Below are 12310 nucleotides of genomic sequence, written 5' to 3' on the forward strand. Positions count from 1 at the left end.
CGGTTCACCTGGTCGGGCATCACCGCGACCACGGCCCATTGGGAGCAGGCCTTCTCGCCCGACGGCGGCAAGACCTGGGAGGTCAATTGGTACACCGACTTCCAGAAGGTCGATTGAGCATGACCCTGGATGTTTGTCGGCGGGACCTGCTGGGCCTCGCCTTGGCCCCGTCGGCTCTGATGGGCGCTCGCGAGGCTTTCGCCGCCCAGGCGCCGGTCACTGGCGCGCGCGGTTCGATCCACGACTTCGACTTCTTCCTCGGGTCATGGACCGTCCGTCACCGCCGGCTGCGCAAGCGATTGGCCGGGAACACCGACTGGGAGGAATTCGACGGCACGACCCGGTGCCAGGGCTTGCTGGGCGGCGTCGTGAACCTCAACGAAAGCCTGGCCCGCCGCGAGATCGGCCCGACCGCCGGCTTGGGCTTGCGCGCCTATGACGCCAAGACCGACACCTGGGCCGACTGGTATCTGAGCGCCGCCAATCCGCACGCGATCGACAAGCCCGGCATCGGCCGGTTCGCGGACGGCGTGGGGACCTTCCTGTCCGACGACGCCTTCGAGGGACGGCCGATCAAGGTGCGCGGCCAGTTCCGCGCGCTGTCGCCGACAGAGGCCCAGTGGGACCAGGCCTTCTCGCCGGACGGCGGGGCGACCTGGGAGACCAACTGGATCATGCGCTACAGCAAGGTGACCGGATGATCGTGTATCGCGCCCTGCCGGCCGACCTCGACCGGGTGGCCCCGCTGTTCGACCGCTATCGCCAGTTCTATGGCAAGCCGTCCGACCCCGAACGCGCCCGCCGATTCCTGGCCGAGCGCTTCCGGAACGGAGAGTCGGTGCTGTTCCTGGCGGTCGAAGGCGAGACGGCGATCGGCTTCGTGCAGCTCTATCCCGGCTTCTCGTCGATCGGGACCTCGCGGACCTTCGTCCTCAACGACCTCTATGTGGAAGCCGACCACCGGCGGACCGGCGCGGGCCGGGCCTTGGTCGAGGCGGCAACCGCCTACGCCCGCAGAGTCGGCGCGGCCGGGCTGTCGCTGGTCACCGGGGTCGACAATGTGACGGCCCAGGCGCTGTACGAAGGGCTTGGTTGGACCCGTGAGACGGCCTTCGTCGAGTACGGCCTGTCCCTCGCCTCAGCGGGCGGGAACGGCGACCTCGAAGATGTCCATCCGGCCGGGGCCCAGGGTCGGGCAATAGGCTGAATAGAAGAACACTTCGGGCCGGCGCGGATCGATCGCCGGCCCGTTGTTGATCTTGGCCGAGCAGTTGACCGGCGCGGCCAGGGCCTGTCGGCCCGTGAACGCCCCGTCCGCGCCACGCTTGGCGACGTGCAGCAGCAGGCCGGTCTCGGCCTTCAGGTCGCCCGAGGCGAAGACCAGGCTTTTGCCGTCCGCCAGCACGACGGCGTCGAAGTCGTCCTGGGGGCCGTTGACGCCCGGACCCAGGTCGCGGACCGGCGCGTCCCCGGCCAGCTCACCCTCGAACAGGTCCTGGCCGCCGGCCCCGCCGTGACCGTTCGAGGAGAAGATCAGCTTGCCGTCGTTGGTGGGGCTGGGCGCCCATTCGTCGCCGGCGGTGTTGAAGCGTGGACCCAGGTTGCGCGGTGTCCCGAAGGCCAGGGTCTTGGGATCGCGATCGACGGCCCACAGGTCGTCGCCGCCCAGGCCGCCGGGGCGGTTGGAGAAGAAATAGACGGTGCGGCCGTCCGGCGAAAAGGCTGGATCGAACTCGTTGGCGGGTGTGTCGAACGCCACCGGCGCGGGCTTGGACCAGGGCTCGCTCCCATGGGCGCCCTCGCGGCAGGTTTGCAGGATCTTCCAATCGTCCTTTGTGGTGATCGACCCCCACAGGATGCAGCGACCGTCGGGGCTGAAGGCGGGACGGACCTCGGTGGCGGGGGTGTCGACCATCCCGGGCAGAAAGGGTTTGGGAGCGGTCGCGGCCAGGGCGAGGGCGGCGAGAATGGACAGCGACATGCGACCTCCCGGAACGATGTTCGGGGACCATAGCGAGGCGACCGCTGCCCGCCAGGAGAGAATTGCGGCCATGAAAAACGCCGCCCCGGTTTCCCGGAGCGGCGCTGATTTTCAGTCGGGCGAGACGCCCTACTTGTTTTCCGTCACCGGCGTCTTGCTGGCCGCCGCGGCCGCCTTGGCGGTGACCTCGGCGATCTTCGCGGCCGGCTTGGGCATCTTCGGCGTGGCGGCGACCGAACCGGCGTTCAGCACGGCGATGGCGCGCTGCAGCTGGAAGTCGCCCTTCTTGTCGTCGAAGGCGGTCGGCGGAGCCTCGGCCGGGGTGTGGACGCCCTGGCGGGTCTTGCCCTCGTCGGCGTTCAGAGCGTTCTTGAAGCTGGCCTCGCTGAACCAGACGCGGTTGGCGATGTCCTGAGCCTGGTCGCGGGTCTGGGCGACCTCGAGGTCCGGGGCGATGCCGGTCTTCTGGATCGAGCGGCCCGATGGCGTGAAGTACTTCGCCGTCGTCAGCTTCAGGGCGCCGTCAGCCCCGCCGCGCAGCGGGATCACGGTCTGGACCGACCCCTTGCCGAAGCTGGTCAGACCGACCAGTTCGGCGCGGTGACGGTCCTGCAGGGCGCCGGCGACGATTTCCGCCGCCGAGGCCGAACCCTGATTGATCAGGACGACCACCTTCATGCCGTTCAGCAGGTCGCCGGGGCGGGCGTTGTAGCGCTGGATGTTGCGCGGGTCGCGGCCGCGCTGGCTGACCACCTCGCCGCCGTCCAGGAACACGTCGGCCACGCCGACCGCCTGGTCCAGCAGGCCGCCGGGATTGTTGCGCAGGTCGAGGATCAGGCCCTTCATCCGCGGGTTCTTGGTCTTCAGCTCGTTGATCGAGGAGACCAGGGCGTCGGTGGCCTTTTCGTTGAAGCCGGGCAGGCGGACATAGCCGAAGTCGCCTTCCATGCGGGCGATGGCGGCCTTGGGCTTGATCACCTCGCGGACCAGCTTGACGTCGAACGGATCGGTCTTGTCGCGGGCGATGGTCAGGGTGACCGCCTCGCCGGCCGCGCCGCGCATCTGCTTGACGGCTTCGGTGACGGTCAGGCCCAGGACGCTCTGGCCGTTGACGGCGGTGATGTAGTCGCCCGCCTGGATGCCGGCGCGCGAGGCCGGGGTGCCGTCCATCGGCGAGATCACCTTGACCACGCCGTCTTCGCTGGTGACCTCGATGCCGAGGCCGCCATATTCACCGCGGGTGGTGTCCTGCATGTCCTCGTAGCTGTCGGGCGACAGGTAGCCCGAGTGCGGGTCGAGACTGGTCAGCATGCCGTCCAGCGCCGCCTCGATCAGCTTCTTGTCGTCGACCTCGGTGACGTACTGGTCCTCGACCGTGCCCAGCACGTCGCCGAACAGCTCCAGCATCTTGTAGGTCTTGGTCTTGGGGGCGTTGTTCGCCTGGGCGATGGGACTGACATAGGCCATGGCCCCCGCGCCGAGGACAAAGGCCGAAACTCCGATGAGCAGATACTTGCGCATTAAGGCCCAGAAGGCTCCCTGGCGACGCGTGGCGCCGCATTCCGTGTTTAGCCCCGACCAACCCTAGAGCGCGTTAGACGCGCTCCAACTTTGAATCTGGAGCCTGTTGGTTCAGATGGAAACATCGGAACCCGACAGGCTCTAGCAGCGGCCGTTGGTATAATTACGGCCACCATTACCGAAAAAGTCGTCTACCGCGACTCCTGTTTGAGCCAGCGTTCCGGGTCCGCCGGCGCGCCATTCTCACGGACCTCGAGATAGAGTTCCGGATCAGAAGATACATGATCCGGCATCTTCCCGATGGGGGCGCCGGCCGCGACAGATTGTCCGGGTGCGGCCGTGATCTGATCCAGGCCGGCCAAGACCACGTGATAGGCGCCCTGTGAGCGCAAGATGAGCACCGCGCCCCAGCCGTTCAGGGCGCCGGCGTATTCGACGATCCCCGCCGTGGGAGCGTTGATCGTCAGGCCCTTGCTGGTGCGCAGGGTCAGGCCGGGCGACCGGCCGCCGGCCGGCATCTCCTGGCCGAAGCGGCGGACGATGGCCCCGACCGCCGGCGCGCGCAGAGCGAGCGGGCCGGTCGGCTCGACCCGGCCATCCCCGTGCGTGTTCAGGCCGTCGGTCAAGGCGCCCAGGGTGCGCAGCTCGTTGTCCTGGGCCAGGGCCTCGTGGGCGTAGGCGCGCTCCAGCTGGGTCTTCTCGATGATCAGCCGCTCGATCTCGCCCTTGCGGTCGGCCACCACGCTCTCGGCGGTGAACAGCTCGGCCGAGGCGGCGGCGGCCTCGCGGCGAAGGGTCCCGACGGCGGTGGCCCGGCGGGCGTAGGCGTCGGCGCGGTGCTGCAGCTCCGGCGTCATGGCGCGGATCAGGATCGCCGCCCGCACCGCGTCGCGAGCGTTGGCGGGCGAGACCAGCAGGGCCGGCGGCGGATCGCGGCGGAACAGCTGCAGGGCCGACAGCAGCAGCGACAGCCGTTGCCGGTTGCGGCCCAGCTCGGCCAGGATCGAGCGCTCGCGGGCGTTCAGGGCCTCCAGCCGGGCGCGCTTGGCGCCGACGTCCGTCCCGGCGGCGAGGCGGGCGTGGTCCAGGCGGTCCAGTTCGGCGCGCAGGTCCTGGATCTCGCGGCGGGTGTCGGCGGCCGTCTGACGGTCCTTGGCGCGCTGGGCCTCTATCGCCCGGTCGGCGCGCTGCCAGCCGACCACGGCCGTGGGAACGGCGAGGGCGGCCACGACGAGGCCGATGACCAGATGCGGGGGGCGGCGAAGCATCCCGGCCTTAGTGCCCCAGAGCCTGTTCGGATGAACAGGCTCTATTTTAAAAAGTTGAGCATGATGGCCGCCGAAAACCGGCATCCACTTTCGGCCATCATGCTCAATCGCGGTGGTAGGGCGAGCCCGAGAGGATGGTGGCGGCGCGATAGATTTGTTCGGCCAGCATCGCCCGGGCCAGGGCGTGCGGCCAGGTCTGGGGCCCGAAGGCCATGGTCTCGTGGGCAGTGGACAGGATCGAGGGATCCAGGCCGTCGGCCCCGCCGATCAGGAAGACGACCCGGCGCGTCCCGTCGTCGCGCAGCTTGGCGAGATGGTCGGCGAAGACGCGGCTCTTGTGGACCTTGCCGTGCTCGTCACAGGCGATGACGTGGGCGCCTTCCAGGTGCGGACGCAGCACCTCGGCCTCGGCGGCCTTGCCGGGCTTGCGGGCTTCGACTTCGAGGATCTCGACCGGCCCGAGCGCGAGGGCGCGGCCCGACGCCGTGGCGCGGGAGGCGTAGTCGAGCGCCAGCTGCGCCTCGACCATGCGGCCCAGCTTCCCGACGGTGAGGATGGTGATCTTCATGGGCAAGCGTGGCAGCCGAAAGTGTGAGCGGTTTCGGCGCCCGCCACGCGCCAAGTCTCAAGAGCGCTCAAGGCCGCCGACCTTTTCAGGACGGCGGCCGAGCACAAGAGATCAGTTCGCCGCGGTGCGGTGCGGGGCGTCGACCGCCCAGATCTTCTCGATGTTGTAGAAGCTGCGCACCTCGGGGCGGAACAGGTGGATGACGACGTCGCCGGCGTCGATCAGCACCCAGTCGCAGTGCGGCAGGCCTTCGACCCGCGCCTTGCCGTAGCCGTTTTCCTTCAGCGCCCGCAGCAGGTGATCGGCCAAAGCGCCGACGTGACGGTGCGAACGGCCGGACGCCACGATCAGGCTGTCGGCGACCGAGCTCTTGTCCGTCAGGTCGATGTGGACGATGTCCTGCGCCTTGTCGTCGTCCAGGCGGGTCAGGATAAGGCGCTCCAGCGCCTTGATGTCGAGGGCCGGACTCAGGCCCGGCGTTTCAATCGAGGACTCGGCGCCGGCCGGTCCCTCGTGCGCACTGTGCGCGATGTCGCTACGCAGCGTCATGCTCCTTATGGGGTCGCTGTGGATAACCTCCATAGCACGGAATTGCGGGAAAGGTGAGGGGGCGCGCCAGAAAGGGTGCGGCCGCGTCGATTCGACCAACGGCTTGAGGCGTTCGGGCAACGCTGAAAAGCTTGGCTTTTAGCCTTTTTGCCTCGACCGCATGGCGGTAGAGGACGCGAAATTCAGCGGTCCGGTCAGATAGACCCAGGCCGGCGCGGTGGCGTCCGGCAGCTTGGCGGCGGCGCTGGCGGGCCAGCGGGCGAAGGCGAAACGGCGGGCGGCGGGCGAGGTGCGGGCCTTCAGCGCCGCCCAGGGCCGCGAAATCACCGCCACCGGGACCTCGCGCATGATCTGGGTCCAGCCGCGCCAGCGGTGGAAGGTCGCCAGGCTGTCGGCGCCCATCACCCAGACGAACTTCACGCCCGGAAAGCGCGCCCGCAGCACCCGCAGGGTGTCGATGGTGTATTGCGAGCCCAGCCGGGTCTCGGCGTCGGAGACGATCATGCCCGAGCCGCGCGCCCAGCGGCGGGCCTCGGCCAGGCGCTCGGCCAGCGGGCGGGTCTCGTGAGCGGATTTCAGCGGGTTCTGCGGCGACACCAGCCAGATGACGCGGTCCAGCTCCAGCCGGCGCATGGCGGTCTCGGCCACGTGGGCGTGGCCCTCGTGCGCCGGGTTGAAGCTGCCGCCGAACAGGCCGACGCGCATCCCGGGCTCCAGGTGGAACCCGAGGCGCTGGGCGTTGGGCCGACCGGCCTCAGGGACGAGTCTGGCCGGTCCCGCGAACCACATATTTGAACGTCGTCAGTTGCTCGGCCCCGACCGGGCCGCGGGCATGTAGCTTGTCTGTGGCGATGCCGATCTCGGCCCCGAAGCCGAACTCGCCGCCGTCGGCGAACTGGGTCGAGGCGTTGACCAGGACGATGGCGCTGTCGACCTCGCTCACGAAGGCGTCGGCGGCGGCCGCGTCCTCGGTGATGATCGCGTCGGTATGGCCCGAGCCGTAGGCGGCGATGTGCGCCGCCGCGCCGGCCACGCCGTCGACCACGGCCACGGCCAGGATCGGGGCCAGATATTCGGTGGTCCAGTCCTGCGCCGTCGCCTTCTTCATGGTCGGCTCGATGGCCCGAGCGGCGGCGTCGCCGCGCAGCTCACAGCCGGCCTTGATCAGGGCGTCGGCGATCGGCGGAAGCAGGCGCTCGGCGGCGGCCTTGTCGACCAGCAGGGTCTCGGCCGCGCCGCAGACCGACACCCGGCGCAGCTTGGCGTTGACGACGATCTCGACGGCCTTCTTGGGATCGGCGGCCGCGTGGACGAACACGTGGTTCAGGCCCTCGAGATGGCCCAGCACCGGGGCGCGGGCCTCGGCCTGGACGCGGGCGACCAGGCTCTTGCCGCCGCGCGGGATGATCAGGTCGATGGCCTTGTCGAGACCCGAAAGGATCGCGCCGACGGCCGCCCGGTCAGACGTCTTCACCGCCTGGACGGCGGCGGCGGGCAGACCGGCGGCCTTTAGGCCACGTTCGATGGCCGCGTGGATGGCGAGGTTGGAGTGGATGCACTCCGAGCCGCCGCGCAGGATCACCGCATTGCCCGAGCGCACGCACAGCGCCGCCGCGTCGGCGGTCACGTTCGGGCGGCTCTCATAGATCATGGCGATCACGCCGATCGGGGTGCGGACGCGGCTGATGTCCAGGCCGTTGGGCCGGGTCCAGCGCGCGGTGGCGACGCCGATCGGGTCGGGAATGGCGGCCACGGCCTCGACCCCGGCGGCGACGCCCTCCAGGCGCGCCTCGTCCAGCAGCAGGCGCTCCTGCATCGGCGCGGTCAGGCCGTTAGCGCCGGCGCGGGCCAGGTCCTTGGCGTTGGCGGCCAGGATCTTGGCGGCGTCCTCGCGGATCGCGGCGGCCATGGCCCGGATGGCGGCGGTGCGCTGCTCTGGCGTGGCCAGGCGCAGAGCGCGCGCGCCCTCGCGGGCCGTCCGGCCCATCCCCGCCATCGTCGCCTGCAAGCTGGCGCCCGCGTCGTCCATTGTTCCTGTCCCTGGTAAGTTATGCTCAGGTTGAGGCTTACCTAGGCGCTTTCAGGGCCGGATGAAACGGCTTTCGTCTGAAAGCGGAGCGAGTTTGCCTGGGGGAGGTCACACGCGGCCATGGGGCCTTGGCTTCACGCGGAGGCCCGCTGAAGGTGTGGTGGGGAGGCGACGGAGCGGCCGGGCGAACCCGGAGACCGTGATGGTTTGTATGTTTCGGCTCGCTTGTCCGCTCCGCCAGGCTGTTCTCTGCCGTGAGGACGGCGGGCGTGAGCGTTGTCTGCTCGGGCCTCCGTTACCCCCGGACGGGCGTGGACCAACTGGATCGGCTACTCCGTCTCCAGCYCGRCGATCCACGATAGGCGGYTTGTACGATCACCGCCCTGTCGCTCCRCTGTCGGCTTGRTCCCGGACGATCCCGYCACYCGCACGCGCTCCTAAAGAGTAAGCCGTGCGACCTGMCGAGGTCGCCGGGAACCGCCAGCGGCCCCGCTCAACCTATCCCCATCGCCGCTTCGGGCCGGATCCAAGCGCCCTCCCCTTGCGACGGGGACAGCTATGATTGTGCGGGGGTTCTGGACGCGGATCATTCAGAGGCGCGTAAAAGTGAGAAGGCGTTGATTTCGTGAGACTCTGTTTCGCGAACGCCGAGCATACAKCCCGCTCAATCCCCGTACTCCCTTACAAAAACCCTCGTCATCCCGGGCGGCGTAGCCGACCCGGGACCCAGGGGCCAAGCGCAGTGCGGCTGCCCCTGGGTCCCGGCGCTCCGCTGCGCTGCGGCCGGGATGACGAGCTGTTTTTGATCTTCTTCTCCCCCGGAGAAGGAGCCCTCCTTACATCTCACGGCGAGAGGATCGCAGGGCTGATCAGGTCACTCAAGGACGACGCTCCGCGTCGCCGCGCGCGGCCGCCGGAGGCGGTGTCGGCGGACTGACCTGATCAGCCCTGCACGCTGCAGCCTCCAAGAGATTTAAGGATCGCACCCGACCGGGGAGGTCGGCTTGCGACCCGTTGCGGACTTGTTTCCCTCTCCCCTTGCGGGAGAGGGTGGCCGCCGCAGGCGGTCGGGTGAGGGGTCGAAGACCGGATCCGCCGCGACAGCGGATAGGCTGGGCGCCACGCCGAGAGGATTATCGACCCCTCATCCGTCAGCTTCGCTGACACCTTCTCCCGCAAGGGGAGAAGGAAACGGATGTCCGCTCGCCACCCTCAGCGGGCTTTCCGAACAAGCCGCTCCGCCGTTGTCGCGGCCTCCTTCGCACACTGCGGGAGTTCAGGTTCGCCCCGGGTGCATGTCGCCGAGTAAATTTCTTTGCCCTCACGGCTGAACAGCACTGTCGTCAGCCATTTGCCGCCCGGAGCAGGTCTGATCTGGGCGATAGTCGCCTTCAAGGGCCGTCCAGTTAGACTCCGCGTCGCGGTGCGAAACTCGTCCGCAAACCGCTGAGTCAAACCGTCATCGCCAGCCGTCCAGACTTCGACGACTGAGGTAGCAATGCTCGCTGCGGCGAGAAGCTCCAAGATCATCGTCGGAGGTTAGCCTGGGCGTGTCTGCTGTCCACCCTTTGCAGGCTTTGGCGTCTACCCGCCCCGCCCTGCTCCTACGCCACATCCCAGGCATAAGCCTTGTCCAGCCAATCGCCCAACCGCCCGTCCGGCCGCGCCAGGCCGTGGATGCGGGTCATCTCCTCGTCGGTCAGGCTGAAGTCGAGGATGTCGAAATTCTCCACGATCCGCGCCGGGTTGCTGGTGCGCGGGATGGCGATGACGCCTTGCTGGATCAGCCAGCGCAGGGTGACCTGGCCCGGAGTCTTGCCGTGGGCGCGGCCGATCTCGATCAGCACCGGGTCCTGGGCGACCTTGCCCTGGGCCAGGGGCGACCAGGCGGTGATCGAGGTTCCCAGGGCGTGGGCCTTGGCGATCAGGGTCTTCAGCGCCAGGTAGGGGTGGTACTCGACCTGGTCGGTGGCGATCGGGGCGTCCGACAGCTGGGCGGCTTCCTCCAGCAGGGCCGAGGGGAAGTTCGACAGGCCGATGGCGCGGGTCAGGCCGCGTGAACGGACCTCGTTCAGGGCCTTCAGGGTCTCGGCCAGCGGCACGTCCGGCTTGGGCCAGTGCAGCAGCAGCAGGTCGACATGGTCGACGCCCAGCTTTTCCAGGCTCTTCTCGGCCGAGCGTTGCAGGTCACCGTCGGCGAAGTGGTCGATCCAGACCTTGGTGGTCAGGAAGATCTCGTCGCGCTTGATCCCGCTGGTCTTGATCGCCGCCCCGACGTCGCGCTCGTTGCGATAGATCTGGGCGGTGTCGATATGGCGATAGCCGACCTCCAGGGCCTTCTCGACCAAGGGGATGGCGGTCCCGTTGTCCAGCTGCCAGGTGCCAAAGCCCAGGGCGGGCATCAGGACGTCGCCCGAGCGGACGGCGGGAACGAGGTTGGACATGGATATCTCCGAAGTCAGTGTCAGGCCGATATAGGCTCTGGTCTGGCCAGCGCCACCTTGGCCCGAACGCGCGAGAGGGCCACGAAGACCAAGGCCACGGCCGCGAAGGCCAGACTCATCTCGACCATGGTCAGCACCACGGCCGGATAGCCGCGCTTGGTCACGTTCATGAACGGGTACGGATAGAAGCCCGACAGCGCGCCGTGGACCAGGGTCCAGGCGCCGAACAGGGCCGGGAAGGCCATGGCCTTGGCCGCCGCGATCCACCGCGCCTCGCCTTGGCCGCCGCGCAGGGCGACGTCGGCCAGGAAGGCGATGGGCGTGACCGTGTGCAGGATCGCGTTGGACACCAACCGCAGGCCCTCCAGTTTCCACAGGCCGGCCAGCAGCAGGTGATAGACCACGGCGGTGATGGTTAGATAGGTGGCGATGGCGGCGCGCGGGCCGCTCTGCTCGGCCCAGGCGGCGAAGCGACTGGACGGCGCGACCAGCGGCGCGATGAGCGCGGCGGCGGCCAGCATGTTCGACAGCACGGTGAAATAGCTGAAGAACTCGACGGACTTCACGGCGGCCGAAATCAGCGTCTCGTCATAGACCATCAGGCCGTACTGCAGCACGGGGCCGAGGCAGGCGATGGCGGCGATCAGGAGGCGCCAGATCCGTAGCGAGCCGTTCATGCGACCTCCGTCGGGTGAGCTTCGTCCCACGCCTTCAGCAGCTTCTTGGGCGCGGTGGCCCGCCACTGGCGGATGATCAACCGCTCGACCGTGCCGGCATGGGCGCGGGGCAGGCGGACCAGGACGTAGGGATAGTTCTTGAAATGGTCAGTGAAATGGAAGGTCTCCGGCTCGGCCTCGACCAGCATCTCGCGCTCGTCGAACGGCACGCCGGGGCAGACCAGGCTCTCGCCGTCCTCGAACAGGCGGGTCAGGAACTTGCCGTGCGCCTTCAGGCAGGGGCGGCCATAGGCGGTCCCGTCCTCGACGCCGGGCAGGCGAAAGGCGAAGGCGCGGACGTCTTCGTAGGTCATGGCTGGTAGGTCATGGGAACCTCATCCGAGCGGGACTATATGGGCAGGATGGACTCCGACAACACCCTGAAGACGCCTGTCCTGGTGCTGGGCGCCACCAGCCTGATCGGCCGCCACCTGCTGGAGCGGCTGAAGGGCGAGGACCTCGACCCGTTCGCCATCAGCCGTCGCCCGCCGGCGGGCGAGGCCTGCTGGCTGGACGGCGACCTGAAGGACCCGCACCTGGCCGACCACCTGCCGGCGGTGGCCACGGTGTTCTCGCTGTCGCCGATCTGGCTGCTGCCCGCCGCCCTGCCGGCCCTGAAGGCCCGGGGGATGACCCGGCTGATCGCCTTTTCCTCGACCAGCCGCTTCACCAAAGCCGACTCCCCCGACGCCGGCGAGCGATCGGTGGCGCTGGAGCTGGCAGGGGCGGAAAAGGCGGTCGAGGCCTGGTGCGCCGAGCACGGCGTCGCCTGGACCCTCCTGCGGCCGACCCTGATCTATGACGAGGGCCACGACGGCAATGTCAGCCGCATCGCCCGCCTGGTGCAGCGCTTCCACCTCATGCCGCTGTCGGGAAGCGGCGAGGGCCTGCGCCAGCCGGTGCACGCCGCCGACCTCGCCGCCGGAGCCTTGGCCGCGGCCCACGCGCCGGCCACGAAGAACCGCGCCTACGACCTGGTCGGCGGCGAGACGGTGACCTATCGCGCGATGGTCGACCGGATCTTCGAGGGCCTGGGCAAGCGACCGCGCAGCCTACCGATGCCGACCTGGCTGTTTGCTTTGATCATGCGCCTGGCCAAGCCGTTTTATCCCGGCGCGACCACGGCCATGGGGATGCGGATGGGCCAGGACCTGACGTTTGATTCAGCGGAGGCGGTCAGGGATTTCGGGTGGGCGCCGCGGGGATTTCGGCCGAAATTTTGATCCCCCTCTCC

General features: G+C 68.8%; 13 protein-coding genes. 3 read left to right on the plus strand and 10 right to left on the minus strand.

Translation table 11 applies throughout. The features are described 5' to 3' along the window. The first annotated feature begins 119 nt into the window (after window positions 1-119). Complete coding sequence (locus AC1DSO_RS08050) at window positions 120-701, plus strand: DUF1579 domain-containing protein (RefSeq protein WP_477068344.1); 582 nt, start codon at window positions 120-122, stop codon at window positions 699-701. After that, complete coding sequence (locus tag AC1DSO_RS08055; protein WP_477068345.1) at window positions 698-1207, plus strand: N-acetyltransferase family protein; 510 nt, start codon at window positions 698-700, stop codon at window positions 1205-1207. The genes AC1DSO_RS08050 and AC1DSO_RS08055 overlap by 4 nt, the downstream gene beginning before the upstream one ends. Here AC1DSO_RS08055 and AC1DSO_RS08060 read toward each other — a convergent pair. The 10 genes from AC1DSO_RS08060 to AC1DSO_RS08105 all read right to left on the minus strand — a co-directional run bounded on the left by AC1DSO_RS08060 (window position 1139) and on the right by AC1DSO_RS08105 (window position 11390). Then, a complete protein-coding gene (locus tag AC1DSO_RS08060) occupies window positions 1139-1981 on the minus strand; it encodes a TolB family protein (RefSeq protein WP_477068346.1) in 843 nt (280 codons plus the stop codon). The two genes, AC1DSO_RS08055 and AC1DSO_RS08060, sit on opposite strands and share 69 nt — an antisense overlap. A 129-nt stretch (window positions 1982-2110) precedes the next feature. Further along, complete coding sequence (locus tag AC1DSO_RS08065) at window positions 2111-3502, minus strand: S41 family peptidase (RefSeq protein WP_477068347.1); 1392 nt, start codon at window positions 3500-3502, stop codon at window positions 2111-2113. Window positions 3503-3693: 191 nt separating this feature from the next. After that, window positions 3694-4770 (minus strand): murein hydrolase activator EnvC family protein, encoded by a 1077-nt coding sequence (locus tag AC1DSO_RS08070; protein WP_477068348.1) that lies wholly within the window; start codon window positions 4768-4770, stop codon window positions 3694-3696. Between the two features lie 103 nt (window positions 4771-4873). Next, window positions 4874-5338 (minus strand): 23S rRNA (pseudouridine(1915)-N(3))-methyltransferase RlmH, encoded by a 465-nt coding sequence (rlmH, locus tag AC1DSO_RS08075; protein ID WP_477068349.1) that lies wholly within the window; start codon window positions 5336-5338, stop codon window positions 4874-4876. A gap of 111 nt (window positions 5339-5449) precedes the next feature. Continuing rightward, window positions 5450-5881 carry a ribosome silencing factor gene (gene rsfS, locus AC1DSO_RS08080; protein WP_162247260.1) on the minus strand — a complete coding sequence of 144 codons (432 nt, stop codon included), beginning with the start codon at window positions 5879-5881 and terminating at the stop codon, window positions 5450-5452. A 144-nt stretch (window positions 5882-6025) separates the two neighbouring features. Beyond that, a complete protein-coding gene (locus tag AC1DSO_RS08085) occupies window positions 6026-6676 on the minus strand; it encodes a nicotinate-nucleotide adenylyltransferase (protein WP_477068350.1) in 651 nt (216 codons plus the stop codon). Continuing rightward, window positions 6642-7916 (minus strand): glutamate-5-semialdehyde dehydrogenase, encoded by a 1275-nt coding sequence (locus AC1DSO_RS08090; protein ID WP_477068351.1) that lies wholly within the window; start codon window positions 7914-7916, stop codon window positions 6642-6644. Before AC1DSO_RS08090 ends, AC1DSO_RS08085 begins: the two co-directional genes overlap by 35 nt. A 1604-nt stretch (window positions 7917-9520) precedes the next feature. Next, the gene (locus AC1DSO_RS08095) at window positions 9521-10360 is read right to left on the minus strand and encodes an aldo/keto reductase (RefSeq protein WP_477068352.1); all 840 of its coding nucleotides are present in this window, start codon (window positions 10358-10360) and stop codon (window positions 9521-9523) included. Between the two features lie 20 nt (window positions 10361-10380). Beyond that, entirely contained in the window at window positions 10381-11037 is a 657-nt protein-coding gene (locus tag AC1DSO_RS08100; RefSeq protein WP_477068353.1) for a Pr6Pr family membrane protein, read from the minus strand. After that, window positions 11034-11390, minus strand: a complete 357-nt coding sequence (locus AC1DSO_RS08105; protein WP_477068354.1) for an MmcQ/YjbR family DNA-binding protein — start codon at window positions 11388-11390, stop codon at window positions 11034-11036. Before AC1DSO_RS08105 ends, AC1DSO_RS08100 begins: the two co-directional genes overlap by 4 nt. A 48-nt stretch (window positions 11391-11438) precedes the next feature. Between AC1DSO_RS08105 and AC1DSO_RS08110 the strand changes: the two genes are divergently transcribed. Continuing rightward, entirely contained in the window at window positions 11439-12299 is an 861-nt protein-coding gene (locus tag AC1DSO_RS08110; RefSeq protein WP_477068402.1) for an NAD-dependent epimerase/dehydratase family protein, read from the plus strand. The last annotated feature ends 11 nt before the right edge of the window (window positions 12300-12310 follow it).

It is taken from the genome of Caulobacter sp. P4_E5 (genome assembly GCF_056401555.1).

Bases quoted from the DNA above. Each gene is read 5' to 3' on its own strand.
- rlmH (WP_477068349.1), bottom strand. From the start codon at position 5,338: ATGAAGATCACCATCCTCACCGTCGGGAAGCTGGGCCGCATGGTCGAG.
- AC1DSO_RS08050 (WP_477068344.1), top strand. From the start codon at position 120: ATGACCCTGGATGTTTGTCGGCGGGACCTGCTGGGCCTCGCCTTGGCC.
- AC1DSO_RS08100 (WP_477068353.1), bottom strand. From the start codon at position 11,037: ATGAACGGCTCGCTACGGATCTGGCGCCTCCTGATCGCCGCCATCGCC.
- AC1DSO_RS08105 (WP_477068354.1), bottom strand. From the start codon at position 11,390: ATGACCTACGAAGACGTCCGCGCCTTCGCCTTTCGCCTGCCCGGCGTC.
- AC1DSO_RS08095 (WP_477068352.1), bottom strand. From the start codon at position 10,360: ATGTCCAACCTCGTTCCCGCCGTCCGCTCGGGCGACGTCCTGATGCCC.
- AC1DSO_RS08085 (WP_477068350.1), bottom strand. From the start codon at position 6,676: ATGTGGTTCGCGGGACCGGCCAGACTCGTCCCTGAGGCCGGTCGGCCC.
- AC1DSO_RS08110 (WP_477068402.1), top strand. From the start codon at position 11,439: ATGGACTCCGACAACACCCTGAAGACGCCTGTCCTGGTGCTGGGCGCC.
- AC1DSO_RS08065 (WP_477068347.1), bottom strand. From the start codon at position 3,502: ATGCGCAAGTATCTGCTCATCGGAGTTTCGGCCTTTGTCCTCGGCGCG.
- AC1DSO_RS08055 (WP_477068345.1), top strand. From the start codon at position 698: ATGATCGTGTATCGCGCCCTGCCGGCCGACCTCGACCGGGTGGCCCCG.
- AC1DSO_RS08090 (WP_477068351.1), bottom strand. From the start codon at position 7,916: ATGGACGACGCGGGCGCCAGCTTGCAGGCGACGATGGCGGGGATGGGC.
- AC1DSO_RS08060 (WP_477068346.1), bottom strand. From the start codon at position 1,981: ATGTCGCTGTCCATTCTCGCCGCCCTCGCCCTGGCCGCGACCGCTCCC.
- AC1DSO_RS08070 (WP_477068348.1), bottom strand. From the start codon at position 4,770: ATGCTTCGCCGCCCCCCGCATCTGGTCATCGGCCTCGTCGTGGCCGCC.